The organism is Methylomicrobium lacus, assembly GCF_041897535.1.
In the GTDB taxonomy this organism is placed as follows: Bacteria; Pseudomonadota; Gammaproteobacteria; order Methylococcales; family Methylomonadaceae; genus Methylomicrobium; species Methylomicrobium lacus_A.
The window spans coordinates 1,489,973-1,502,775 of sequence record NZ_CP169217.1 but is presented as its reverse complement, the minus strand read 5'-3'; the positions used below and the strand labels follow the sequence as shown (position 1 = coordinate 1,502,775).

Here is a 12,803-nt window from a genome sequence, read left to right as displayed (position 1 = left end):
TAGCCATGGCAAAAGAATTTGGGCGCAGCGCCCGCGTGTCATCCGAAATGCAGAAGGAACTGTCGTTCATTCTGCAGCGGATCGTGAAGGACTCAAGGCTCGGCTTCGTGACGATCAATGAAGTCGATCTGACCAAGGATCTGGCGGTCGCGAAAATCTATTTCACGGTGCTGAATGCGGACGCCGACGGCAAGAAGAACCATGTCAAATGGCTGAATCAGCTGGCGCCGGTGATACGGCACGAGCTTGCGAAGCGGATGCGGCTCAGGCATATTTCGGAACTGCGCTTTCTTTACGACGATTCGTTCGATACCGGTATGCGCGTCGCGGAACTGCTGAGCGACATCGACAAGGCCGACACAGACGCCGAGCAGGAATGAGCAAACGCGCAAACCGGCGCAATGTGCACGGCATATTGCTGCTGGATAAACGCCTCGGCGTATCTTCGAATCAGGCCTTGCAGGAAGTCAAGCGCTTGCTGAATGCCGCGAAAGCCGGTCATACCGGCAGCCTCGATCCCTTGGCGACGGGGCTATTGCCCTTGTGTTTCGGCGAGGCGACCAAGGTATCCGCCATGATGCTCGATGACGACAAGCGCTACCGGGTCGTGATCCGGCTCGGCGTGTTGACCGATACCGGCGATGCCGAAGGCGCGGTGCTGGAAACGAAACCGGTGCCGGAGATCAGCCAGGCGATGCTCGATGACTGTCTCAAACGCTTCACCGGCGAGCTCGATCAGGTGCCGCCGATGTACTCGGCGCTGAAACTGAACGGCAGGAAGCTGTACGAACTGGCGCGCGAAGGCAAGACGGTCGAACGCAAGGCGCGGCGGATCACGATCTACGCACTGAGGCAGCTCGATTTCGAGGGCGACCGGCTGACGCTGGAAGTGTTCTGTTCGAAAGGCACCTACATCCGCTCGCTCGCGGAAGACATCGGAACCCATTTCGGCTGCGGCGCGACGGTCGCAGAACTGCGGCGCCTGCAGGCGGGCATGTTCGATCTCGGCCAGGCGGTCACGATCGAACAATTGCGCGCGATGGACGCGGATCAACTCGATGCCTGTTTGCTGAATGTCGATATGCCGTTACAGGCGCTGCCGGCGGTCGAATTGCAGGATGTCGATGCCGGCAGGATCAGAAACGGACAAGCGGTTAATGCCGAATCGTCCGGGGCAGGGCAGGTGCGCCTGTACCATGCCGGCGCGTTTTTAGGCTTGGGCGAAATGCGAATGGATGGTAAACTAGCCCCTTGCAGATTGTTCAATTTGGCCGAATAAGCGGTTTCTGCCGGGCTATGCTGGCAGATTTTAATATGAAAGAACTCTGTAGGGTGGATAAGCGCAGCGCATCCACCTCGGCGGATGCGCGATGCTTATCCGCCCTACGGCTGAAAACAACTTTTCATCGTTCCCACGCTCCAGCGTGGGAATGCAGCCTGAGCCGCTCCAGCGGTTCGGGACGCAGGAGCGTCCCGGGCAGGTTCCCACGCAGAGCGTCACTGCCATTAAGTTAAGCCGTCATCCCGGCATGGATTGCCGGGATCCAGACTACAGGGATGTATTAAAGCTCGCCATCCCTGGCGACTGGATTCCGGCATTCCCTGCCGGAATGACGTGGTTTTCTTAACTTAATGGCAGTGACGCAGAGCGTGGGAACCCTAAGTAATGTTTCCCCGCGCCTGCGCGGGAACCTAAGTTTGACCCATTCTCTACCCCCTATCGTGGAAATGGGTGTCTTACCGGCCCAGCAGGGCTTTTTTTAATTATCTAAACAAATAGGGTTTAATACAAATGCCATTTACTGCGGAACAAAAGAAAAAAATCGTTGAAGAATACCGTCTGTCCGAAACCGATACCGGCTCCCCGGAAGTGCAGGTCGCGTTGTTGACCGCGCACATCCAGCACCTGACGCCGCACTTCGCCGCGCACAAGAAAGACAACCACTCCCGTCGTGGTTTGTTGCGGATGGTCAACCAACGCCGCAAATTGCTCGATTATCTGAAAAACAAAGACGGCGAGCGCTACCGCACGCTGATCGAACGTCTCGGTTTGCGCAAATAAGACCAGACTGCAAACGGCGCCGGTTCGGCGCCGTTTGCGTTTCAGCGTTACCCCCGTTTCAACCTAAACAATATTTACGCAAAGGAACCTAATAGTGAATCCTATCAGGAAAGAATTTCAGTACGGTGATCGCACTGTCACGTTGGAAACCGGTGAAATCGCACGCCAAGCCCACGGCGCCGTGATCATCGATGTCGAAGGCACCTCGTTGTTGGTGACCGTCGTTAGCAAAAAAGATACAGGCGGCAACGACTTTTTTCCGTTGACGGTGAATTATCAGGAAAAATCCTATGCGGCCGGCAAGATACCCGGCGGTTTTTTCAAGCGCGAAGGGCGTCCGTCCGAACAGGAAACGCTGATTTCGCGCCTGATCGACCGGCCGATCCGTCCGATGTTCCCGGAAGGCTATACCGATGAAGTCCAGATCATCGCGACCGTGATCTCGCTGAATCCGGAAGTCGATACCGAAATTCCGGCCCTGCTTGGCGCCTCCGCGGCGTTGGCGGTTTCCGGCTTGCCGTTCAACGGCCCGGTCGGCGCGGCCTGTGTGGGCTTCAAGGACGGCCAATATCTTTTGAACCCGTCGCCGGCCGCGTTGAAAGAATCGCGCCTGCAACTGGTGGTCGCCGGTACCGCGAACGCGGTGTTGATGGTCGAATCCGAAGCCGACTGCCTGACCGAAGAAGAAATGCTCGGCGCGGTGCTGTTCGGTCACGAACACATGCAGACCGCGATCAATGCGATCAATGAGTTTGCGGCGGCGGCGGGCGCCGGCGTGGTCGAATGGACCGCTCCCGAGGCCGATGCCGAACTGGTGCGCCTGGTGACCGCCGAAGTCGAGGAAGGCATCAAGGAAGCCTACCGTATCGCCGAGAAACTGGTCCGGCAGGACCGTTTGAAGGTGATCCGCACCGCGGCGGTCGAAAAATTTACCGCACTCGGCGAATATACCGAGAATGCGATCAAACACATCATCGAAAATCTCGAATACAACATCGTCCGTCATGCGATCCTGAGCGAAAAGCGGCGCATCGACGGCCGCGAACTCGCCTCGGTGCGTCCGATCACGATCCGGACCGGCGTATTGCCGAGAACCCACGGCTCGGCCTTGTTCACGCGCGGCGAAACGCAGGCCCTGGTCGTTGCGACCTTGGGCACCCAGCGCGATGCACAGATCATCGACGCGCTGACCGGCGAATACAAAGACCTGTTCATGCTGCACTACAACTTCCCGCCGTTCAGCGTCGGCGAAACCGGCTTCGTCGGCTCTCCGAAGCGCCGCGAGATCGGCCACGGCCGCCTGGCGAAGCGCGGCGTGTTGGCGGTATTGCCGGTGATGGAAGAGTTTCCGTATGTGATCCGCGTCGTCTCCGAAATCACCGAATCGAACGGTTCCAGCTCGATGGCATCGGTCTGCGGCAGCAGTCTGGCGCTGATGGACGCCGGCGTGCCGATCAAGGCGCCGGTGGCGGGCATCGCGATGGGTCTGATCAAGGAAGGCGACGATTTCGCGGTCCTGTCCGACATCATGGGCGATGAAGACCACCTCGGCGACATGGATTTCAAGGTCGCGGGCACTTCCGACGGCATCACCGCGCTGCAAATGGACATCAAGATCGACGGCATCACCGCCGAGATCATGAAGACCGCGCTGGCGCAAGCGAAGACCGGCCGCATCCACATCCTCGGCGAAATGAACAAGGTGTTGTCGACCGCGCGCGAGCACATGTCCGACTATGCGCCGCGCATCATCACCTTCAAGATCGATCCGAGCAAGATTCGCGAAGTGATCGGCAAGGGCGGCGCGACGATCCGCGGCATCACCGAAATCACCGGCGCGAGCGTCGATCTGACCGACGACGGCGTCGTCAAGATCGCCTCTGTCGACAAGGCGGCCGGCGAAGAAGCGCGCCGCCTGATCGAAGAGATCACCGCCGAAGTCGAAGTCGGCAAGATCTACGAAGGCAAGGTCGTCCGCCTGATGGACTTCGGCGCGTTCGTGACGATCCTGCCCGGCAAGGACGGCTTGGTGCACATCTCGCAAATCTCGAACGAGCATGTCGACAAGGTCAGCGACAAGCTGGCCGAAGGCGATGTGGTCAGAGTGAAAGTGCTGGAGATCGACCGCCAGGGACGTGTCCGGCTCAGCATGAAAGAGGCCGAGAAAGAAGAATAATCTTTCTTGGAATTCTCGGGTATTGAAGAAAGGGCCGCAAGGCCCTTTTTTTTATTCAAAACTGCCAATTGCTTAATATTATTTTAACTATTCATGGGTATAATTCTGCTTCAATCAATATTTTTGCAGATCGCCGGTCTCTGCAGTCAGGGGCGCCAGAAAACTTCAGTAATAATTCTTTTCGAGTAGAATATGTAGTCGTTTTCAAAAAATGAGAGCGATGCGGCTATGATGAATTCTTTCAGGATATAAATCGGTTTTTTCTTTGTCTCGCTTAAAAGCGCCGATGATTTTGTATCGGTTGTATGACAGTCAAAATTTTGTAACGAATAGCAAATATAATATTTGTTTACTACAAATTAACAGCGCCAACATTTAATTTCTTTGTTGCTTAAAAAAAATGAATAAGGTTTTGCAATTGCCGGATCTTTTTCATTAAAACATCGATAAAGTAAAGTTCTTGTTTTTTACAGGGAAAAGTTTTATTCAGGGAGAATTTGGATAACTTGATTATGCTCATGAACCGGCGGATTCATTGCGGGCGGAATCGCTAGATTATCCTTCTCTCCATAGGGTGCCCTAGTGGTGGGGTTTATTGAGGGGCTTGACCGAACAGATAGGGAATCTATTGAGTTTGGGCCGCTTTCGGGGCGGCCATGATTGTCGGTTGTGTTGAAAACTCCTTATGCATGTTAGGCTGATTGTTGAATTTAAAAGGGATGGCAGCTATGAAAATTCTATCTGAACCACCGATCATCGCTTTAGCTAAAAGAATAATAGATCCGTCCGTCTGTGGGTTGAGCTTTCTTGTCTTTATTCATTTTTATCAGGTTCCTTGGGATGGCTATCAGTCCATCCTATTCATAGCGGCGATTTTGTTTTCTTCGATTGTTTCGCAAATGCTCAGGCCGTTGCTCGATTTTCGTGAAAGCAACGTTTATGCGTATATTTCCGCCGTTCTGCTGGGCAGCGGGGTGTTTATCTTGCTGATTTATGCGCTGTTTTTGAACACCGAGTTTTCCGAGCACGTGGCAAAGTATGTCGTGATGTTTTGGCTGCTGTCCGTGCCGCTGTTTTTATTGGTTGCCCATGGATTGTTTCATGCATGGCTGAAAAGGCAGCACCAGAAAACCAAAATACGCAAATGCGTGATAGTGGGGGCCACGGAGGTGGGTTATCAACTCAGCAGGGAAGTCCAAAATGACCCCAGCCTGCTGATACAGGTCGAAGGATTTTTAGATTCGCGCGAACAAGACCGGATTTGGCCAGACTGCAAGGAAAGGCTTTTAGGCGGGCTCGATAGGGTTTTGCACTATGTCAAGGAGAATGGCATCCAGGTCGTTTTTATTGCCTTGCCGATCAAATATGAAGATCGAATCGCCAGTTTGCTGGAGGAATTGCGCGACACCACGGCTTCGATATATTTTGTGCCGGACATACTGAGTTTTAATTTGATTCAGTCGCGTGTTGATTCCATTCACAATATCCCTGTCGTATCGTTATTGGAAAGCCCGATTCACCATCTGAATGCGATTTGGAAGTGCTCATTCGATTTTTGTGCTTCAGTATTCATTTTGTTATTCATCTCTCCGGTATTATTGCTTATCGCATGCGTTATTAAACTATCATCGCCAGGGCCGATACTCTTTAAGCAATCAAGATACGGTCTCGATGGAAGAGAAATCAAAGTCTACAAATTCAGGACGATGAACGTATGCGAGAATGGCTCGAACATACAACAGGCAACTAAGGGCGATTCCCGGATTTATCCTTTTGGCGCATTTCTAAGAAAGACATCCTTGGATGAACTTCCGCAGTTTTTTAATGTGCTCAAAGGCGATATGAGCATCGTGGGGCCTAGGCCGCATGCCGTGGCACATAATGAGGAATATAGAAAGCTCATTCAGGGTTACATGTTGCGGCATAAAGTCAAACCAGGTATTACCGGTTGGGCGCAAGTGCATGGATTGCGAGGAGAAACGGAAACGCTCGAGAAAATGGAAAAAAGAGTCGAGTATGATCTGGAATACCTGAAGAATTGGTCATTGTTATTGGATATCTTGATCATCATCCGGACGTTTGGCGTCGTGCTTAAAACCACCAACGCACATTAGGAAAGTTGTTTTTCTATCGGCTGCGGCTTTCCTCGTTATTGATTCATGGACAGAAAATAAAATAACTTGACGCTTTGGATAACGCCGGAAGAGTTCTCGCAAGCTCTTGCCAAGACAAATCGCCTGGAAGCTTAGTTTATGTTGGTGCCTTTATACGCCTTGCGCTGCAGTCAAGCGCGGGTCTAGGCATAACATTTTTGGATATAACCTATGACGAAGAAGACGATAGTTTCGATTTCGGTGCTGTTTATTTTGATGGCTAGCGGTCAGGCATTTGCAGAACGAGGAAGGGATGCAGGTGAGGGCGGTAAGGGCTTGAAAAACGCTATAGAGAAAGTAACTAATGCCGCTGATGCCCGTCGTGGCAATGGCGGCGGCAACGGTAATGGCGGTGGCAACGGCAAAGGTAATGGCGGTGACGACGATCATGGCGGCGGCCACGGTGATGACGGAAATCCCGGTCACTGCCGGGGAAACGTTTCTCCTTGCTAGCCATTAGTGGGTTTGGTTAAGGCAAGCTCCGTCTGAATTTATTTTTCTGGTTCCCACGTGCCACGTGGGAATCCAGAGCGGACGCGCCGGCGTCCCGTCTCGCGAAGCGAGCGCGTCGTGGCTGCATTCCCACGCAGCGTGTGGGAACGAGGAAACACGATTTTAAATTGAATACGCATTTTGAAAGAATACAGACTTAATTGCAGATGAATGGATTCTCGTCGTTATCAGGATTTTTTCGCTGGCTGGAACGTTCCATTTATGTAGGTTTTTTAGGGGTATTTGTCGTATCCCCTTTGCCCTTGGGCGGTAACCGGGGGTGGGCATTTCTGGCCTTGTCGGCGGTAGCCATGGTTCTGCTGGCCGGATATTTGCTTGTGCAATGGCACAGAGCCCTGATGGAGCCGGCAAAAAAACAGAGACAGCCTGTCCATTGGGATAGCTTTCTGTTAATCTTTGCCGCTTTTTGGATGGGGTTCCAGGGGGCAGTTGAACTGCCGGCCGGCTGGATGGAAATTCTCTCTCCGGCTACGCTGGAAATTTATACCTCGGCGCTGAACGTTTTAGAGCCCGGTCATGCAGAGAACGCCTTTCCCATTTCATTGGAGCCCGGAAAAACCCTCGATAGAGCCATGCTCACCTTGGGGTGTTTGGCGATGGTTGTGTTGATGCATGCATTGATCAATAGCCGGAAGCGGCTGGTCCAATTTTGCTACATGCTGGTTTTGACAGGCGTGTTTCAAGCGTTTTATGGCAGCATGATGACATTAACCGGCATGGAATATTTGTTTTTAGTGCCAAAAGACGCTTATATTGGCAATGCGACCGGTACCTTCGTGAACCGGAATCATTTGGCCGGCTATCTGGAAATGACGTTGCCAATCGGCATCGGCTTGCTGTTGGGTTCGCGCAAAGGATCGGGCCAGGTTCGCCGGCATTGGCGCGGAATTCTGACCTATATCCTGCAAACCTTGTTGAGCCCGATTGCCATCTTACGCGGCCTGTTGGTCGTGATGGTGATAGGGCTATTGCTGACCCATTCCCGAATGGGTAATGCGGGCTTTTTTAATGCGCTGTTGATTACTTCGGCGATTGCCTTTTTATCGACCCGGCAGTTTCGCCGTACTGGGTTTGTTGTGATCATACTCAGTATTGTCGCGGTGGATATTGCTTTATTGGGCACATGGTTTGATCTGAGCAAAGTCGTGGACAGAATCGAAAGCACCGGCATCGACCATGAAACCCGGGATGAAGTCGCGCAATCGGTAATGCGGATGATTCCCGATTTTTGGCTGGCCGGAACAGGGGCGGGCACGTTCGCTTATGTTTTCCCCAAATACAGCCAGTTTACCGGCGGTTTTTACGATTATGCCCACAATGATTATCTTCAAATTTTGGTCGAGCTGGGGCTTGTCGGCTGTATTCCGCTGGCGGGTTTGGTGATGCTCGGCTTGGTGAATGCTTGGAAGCTTTTGCGGAGCAACGACTCAAGATTGCTGAGCGGCATAGGCTTTGCGTCGATCATGGGCACGGTCAGCCTGCTGATCCATTCCACGGTGGATTTCAATTTACAGATACCCGCCAACATCCTGTTGTTTTTGACGTTGCTGGTGTTGCCGCAGGTTGCCCGGCAAGCCCTTAGCCATCGTCCTGTAAACTCACTCGAAGAGTATGCGCATTAGTCATCGCAAGTTCGCCTGGAGCTTGCTGCTTTGTTGTAGCCCGACATGGGCCGCGGAAGAACTGGATATCAGGAAAGATCCGGTCATCATTCCGGCCGGACCCTTTGAATTCGCGCCGATTTTCGAAGCGGCGGAATCCTATAATGACAACATATTTCAGCAGAATAGATTCCAAAGAGACTCCTTGCTGACGCAATTTCACGCGGGAGGGCAGCTTGCGCTGGAAAGGCAATTGAACCGCTACGCCGTGACTTATACCCTGCAAAGCTCCCAGTACCATAACAGCCCGCAAGACGACTATATCGATCATTTCGTGGGAGGAACTTCGCATATTGAGTTTACCAGCCGCAATCGGCTGGATGTGAATCTGGGTTATCTGGATAGCCATTACCAGAGAGGGGTTTTCCTGGGAAGAGATTTGATAAGTCCCACAGGGCTGCCCGTTCCAACAGGGCAGAACGGAATCGATGCGCTTAGCGCAACAGGGCGGTCCGGACCCGATCAATACCATCTGCATAGCGTCGATGCGAGCTATCGTTACGGCAGGGCCGAAGCCAAAGGCAATCTGGAGTTGCAGTTCAATGCCCAGGACTATACGTTCCAAAATAACCGCGAGTTTACGGCGAGACAGGATAGAACACTGTTTGAGGTGACGCCCGGCTTTTATTTCCGGGTAGCGCCAAAGACCACTTTGCAGGCACAGGTTGAAAATCAATTGATCAAGCACAGACAGGGCGCTGTGTCGGGTTTTGATAGCCTGAAACAGCGTTTTCTGTTCGGCGGCACCTGGCGGTACTCGGCCAAGACCCAAGTCGGTGCGCGGGTCGGGTATTTGCGGCAGGAGTTCGACAACTCAAAATCCGAGAAATATGACGATGTGACATGGGATCTTTCCGCCAGTTGGTCTCCTTTGACTTATTCGCGTTTGAACTTGAGCATCGCTCGCGACGTGAGCCCATCGGTTGCGAGTGACAACTTGCGTGCATCGGATCGCTATCGGGTGGACTGGACGCACGACTGGACTCCGCGCGTAAAGACCCAACTGTTCGGTTCGCGCGAAAACGCGGACAACCTGGGGATCAAACGGCAGGATGATTATACGTCTTTTGGCGTCGACTTGAACTATGGCCTTCGGCGCTGGCTGGGCATCGGCATCAATTACAGCTACAGGAGCCTAAAGTCGGAGGACGCGAGGTACGATTTTAATCAAAATGTGGTGATGCTTTATATCACCGGCAACCCGCGCATTTCCGACGACGCCAGAACCCCTTGGACTTCATGGTATTGAAGCGACAAAAACATTCATGAACAAAATTTTATTTTTATATTTTGCGTTACTCCTATCGGCTGTCGCGAATGCGGCTGAGGAGACGCCTGTTGAAAACGGATTAATGTCCAACTACGAGCTGGGCGCGGGCGACAAAATCGTGATTACGGTGTTTCGCGAGCCCGATCTGACCTTGGAGGCCAAGTTGACCGACGCCGGCACCATCATCTTCCCTTTTCTGGGTGAAATGAACGTGAAGGGCTTAACGGTGGGCAAACTCAAGGACAAAATCACGCAAGGCCTCAGCGGACGCTATCTGAAAGATCCGCATGTCAACGTGTCGGTTCTGGAGTATCGCGAGTTTTTCGTAAACGGCGAAGTCAATAAACCGGGGGCGTTTCCCTATATGCCGGGGCTGACCGTGCAAAAAGCCATCTCGATAGCCGGCGGTTTTACCGAGCGCGCTTCGCAATCCAGCGTTCAGCTCGAACGGGAAAAAGACGTGAAACGCCAGGGCATCGAAGTCGAGTTGGATGCGCCTATCGCTCCGGGCGACATCGTGATCGTCGAGGAGAGCTTTTTCTGATGAATGATTTAAAACTGAGAGCGACAGCGCGCACCGCCATGCCTGAGCAAAGCTTGAGAATGGATAGATTCTCGCAGGATGAAGATTTTCTTGAAGAAGACAGCATAGATCTGCGCCATTATTGGAACGTCGTGCGTCAATACCAATGGCGGATAGTGCTGTTGGCTTTGGTGGCGACGGTACTGGCGGGGCTTTTCGTTTTTACGATGAAGCCGGTCTATCGGTCCTCCGCAACGCTGCTGGTGGAGAGCAAGCAGGCCAGTTTGCTTTCGATCGAAGACGTTTATTCGATGGATACGAGCCGTGCCGAATATTTTCAAACCCAGTTTGAAATTATCAAATCCCCCGATTTGGCGCGCAAAGTCATCCAACGCATGAAACTTGCCATCCATCCCGAATTCAACGAGGAGAAGCCGGAAGACGAGAGTCCGCCGTTTTGGCAGGAATGGCTGGCGATGCTGCCTGCCCTGGCTCCGGGCAAACCGGATAGCGCCGAGGCCGATGAGGCGTTAAAGGCCGAGGAGCAGTTGCTTAAGGAGTTTCTTGAACGGCTGACCGTGAAACCGCGCCCAAAAACGCAGTTGGTCGACGTCAGCTTCGACGCCAAGGACCCGAAGCTGGCGCGCGATGTGGTGAATACGCTCGGCGAGGCTTTCATCGAAAGCGGCCTGGAAGCGCGCATGGAGGCGACACGCAAATCCGCGGAATGGCTTTCCGACCGTTTGCAAACGTTAAAGGACAAACTGACCGAATCCGAAAACCGCTTGCAGGCCTATCTGGCCAAGGAGCATCTGGTCGATTTGGAGGGCGTGCTGACGTTGAGCGCCAAGGAAATAGAAAAAAATACCGAAACCCTCGCTACTGTGCGCCAGGCGCGTATCGAAGCGGAGAGCACCTATAACAAAATCAAGGCGGGCAATCGGATCGATCAAATTCCCGAAGTCCTGCAGGATCGGGTGATCCAGGATCTAAAGAACAAGGAAGCCGAACTGGCCGGCAAGGAATCGGATTTCGCCGAACGCTATGGGCCGGAACACCCGGCGATGGTGGCCGTTCGCTCCGAGCACGAGGCCATTCGCGCGCTGCTCGAAAAACAACTGGCGAGTATCGTATCCAGCATCAAGAGCCGTTATGAAATCACCAGGGCCAATGAGCAAGCGATTCTCTCCAGCATAGAAAACAACAAGGCGCAGGTGCAGAAAATTGGCAGCAAGCAAGGCCGCTTGAGCGAATTGCAGCGCGAAGTGGACTCCAACAAGAAGCTGTACGAGACCTTTATCGACCGTTTCAAGGAAGCGAATGAAGCCGCCGAACTCGGCTCGGCCAATATCCGTTTTATCGATAAGGCCAGCATTCCGATCGATCCGGTCAAGCCCAAGAAGAAGCTGATTGTGGCATTGACCTTTGTGGGGATGCTGTTTCTGGGCGTGCTGATCGCCCTCCTGCTGGACTTTCTGGATTCGACCTTCAAATCGCCGGACGATATCGAAAGAAAACTTGGCCAGCCGTTCCTCGGCGCGATTCCGTTGCTCGACCGCCTGCGCAACAAACCGGAAGAATTGGGGCAAATAGTTGTGCATGAACCGCGCGGTGTGTTTGCCGAAGCCGTGCGCACGGTAAGGACGGGGTTGGTGTTGTCCGCGTTGGATAGCCCGCATAACATCTGGATGATCACATCATCATTTCCGGGGGAAGGTAAGTCCACGCTGTCGATGAATTTGGCTCAATCGCTTGCGCAACTGGATAATGGCGACAAACGGGTCTTGCTGATTGAAGCCGATTTGCGCAAACCGCAGTTGGCAAAGCGCTTTCAACTGCCTCCCAGAGCGCCAGGTCTTACGCATGCGTTGGCGCTCCATGCCAAGCTGGATGAGTGCTTACACTCCGTGCCGGGATTGGCGTTGGATGTGTTGCCGGCCGGTATGCCGCCGCCTAATCCCCTGGAGCTCTTGGCTTCCAGGTCGTTTGCCGAATTATTGGATGAACTGGAAAAACGCTACAGCCTGATTCTGATCGACTCGCCGCCGGTACATGCGGTCAGCGATGCGCAATGGCTGGCGCAACACGTGCGCTCGGTCATCTATGCGATCAAAGCCGATTCGACATCGATAAAGGCGGTAAAGGACGGACTCAGAACGCTCGAACGGTTTGGCGCGCCGTTGGCGGGTGTCGTGCTGACCCAAATGGATGTCGAAAAGAGCAAGCGTTATGGACGCGGCGAATACAGCGGTTATTACTATTACCAAACGGCGTATGGCGCCGATGAGACCGGCACCTCTTGATGCTGCAGTTTTGATGGTTGGTTAGCACCCTCTCCCGGAGGGAGAAGGGCATACCTTTATACACAACTTCGTCATTCCGGCAGGGATTGCCGGAATCCAGGCTACAGGGACGTATCGGACTTGCCATCCCTGGCCCTGGATA

At 53.1% G+C, this 12,803-nt stretch carries 10 protein-coding genes; all 10 read left to right on the top strand.

Translation table 11 applies throughout. The annotated features are described in order from the left end of the window. The first annotated feature begins 5 nt into the window (after positions 1-5). The gene (rbfA, locus tag ACEPPP_RS06575) at positions 6-380 is read left to right on the top strand and encodes a 30S ribosome-binding factor RbfA (RefSeq protein WP_374090240.1); all 375 of its coding nucleotides are present in this window, start codon (positions 6-8) and stop codon (positions 378-380) included. Further along, positions 377-1,279, top strand: a complete 903-nt coding sequence (gene truB, locus ACEPPP_RS06570; protein ID WP_374090239.1) for a tRNA pseudouridine(55) synthase TruB — start codon at positions 377-379, stop codon at positions 1,277-1,279. The genes rbfA and truB overlap by 4 nt, the downstream gene beginning before the upstream one ends. Before the next feature lie 513 nt (positions 1,280-1,792). Further along, positions 1,793-2,062, top strand: a complete 270-nt coding sequence (gene rpsO, locus ACEPPP_RS06565) for a 30S ribosomal protein S15 (RefSeq protein WP_374090238.1) — start codon at positions 1,793-1,795, stop codon at positions 2,060-2,062. A 94-nt stretch (positions 2,063-2,156) separates the two neighbouring features. Beyond that, positions 2,157-4,238, top strand: coding sequence for a polyribonucleotide nucleotidyltransferase (gene pnp / locus ACEPPP_RS06560; RefSeq protein WP_374090237.1), 2,082 nt, complete (start codon positions 2,157-2,159; stop codon positions 4,236-4,238). 728 nt (positions 4,239-4,966) lie between these two features. Continuing rightward, entirely contained in the window at positions 4,967-6,352 is a 1,386-nt protein-coding gene (locus ACEPPP_RS06555; RefSeq protein WP_374090236.1) for an undecaprenyl-phosphate glucose phosphotransferase, read from the top strand. Positions 6,353-6,562: 210 nt separating this feature from the next. Further along, positions 6,563-6,844: a hypothetical protein gene (locus ACEPPP_RS06550; RefSeq protein ID WP_374090235.1), complete on the top strand. Its 282-nt coding sequence runs from the start codon at positions 6,563-6,565 to the stop codon at positions 6,842-6,844. A gap of 206 nt (positions 6,845-7,050) precedes the next feature. Then, a complete protein-coding gene (locus tag ACEPPP_RS06545; protein ID WP_374090234.1) occupies positions 7,051-8,526 on the top strand; it encodes an O-antigen ligase family protein in 1,476 nt (491 codons plus the stop codon). Further along, positions 8,516-9,814 (top strand): outer membrane beta-barrel protein, encoded by a 1,299-nt coding sequence (locus ACEPPP_RS06540; protein WP_374090233.1) that lies wholly within the window; start codon positions 8,516-8,518, stop codon positions 9,812-9,814. The genes ACEPPP_RS06545 and ACEPPP_RS06540 overlap by 11 nt, the downstream gene beginning before the upstream one ends. Positions 9,815-9,917: 103 nt before the next feature. Continuing rightward, positions 9,918-10,379, top strand: coding sequence for a polysaccharide biosynthesis/export family protein (locus tag ACEPPP_RS06535; RefSeq protein WP_374090232.1), 462 nt, complete (start codon positions 9,918-9,920; stop codon positions 10,377-10,379). 59 nt (positions 10,380-10,438) lie between these two features. Next, complete coding sequence (locus ACEPPP_RS06530; RefSeq protein WP_374090231.1) at positions 10,439-12,661, top strand: GumC family protein; 2,223 nt, start codon at positions 10,439-10,441, stop codon at positions 12,659-12,661. Positions 12,662-12,803: the final 142 nt, after the last annotated feature.

Bases quoted from the DNA above. Each gene is read 5' to 3' on its own strand.
- rbfA (WP_374090240.1), top strand. From the start codon at position 6: ATGGCAAAAGAATTTGGGCGCAGCGCCCGCGTGTCATCCGAAATGCAG.
- truB (WP_374090239.1), top strand. From the start codon at position 377: ATGAGCAAACGCGCAAACCGGCGCAATGTGCACGGCATATTGCTGCTG.
- rpsO (WP_374090238.1), top strand. From the start codon at position 1,793: ATGCCATTTACTGCGGAACAAAAGAAAAAAATCGTTGAAGAATACCGT.
- ACEPPP_RS06555 (WP_374090236.1), top strand. From the start codon at position 4,967: ATGAAAATTCTATCTGAACCACCGATCATCGCTTTAGCTAAAAGAATA.
- ACEPPP_RS06550 (WP_374090235.1), top strand. From the start codon at position 6,563: ATGACGAAGAAGACGATAGTTTCGATTTCGGTGCTGTTTATTTTGATG.
- ACEPPP_RS06545 (WP_374090234.1), top strand. From the start codon at position 7,051: ATGAATGGATTCTCGTCGTTATCAGGATTTTTTCGCTGGCTGGAACGT.
- ACEPPP_RS06540 (WP_374090233.1), top strand. From the start codon at position 8,516: ATGCGCATTAGTCATCGCAAGTTCGCCTGGAGCTTGCTGCTTTGTTGT.
- ACEPPP_RS06535 (WP_374090232.1), top strand. From the start codon at position 9,918: ATGTCCAACTACGAGCTGGGCGCGGGCGACAAAATCGTGATTACGGTG.
- ACEPPP_RS06530 (WP_374090231.1), top strand. From the start codon at position 10,439: ATGGATAGATTCTCGCAGGATGAAGATTTTCTTGAAGAAGACAGCATA.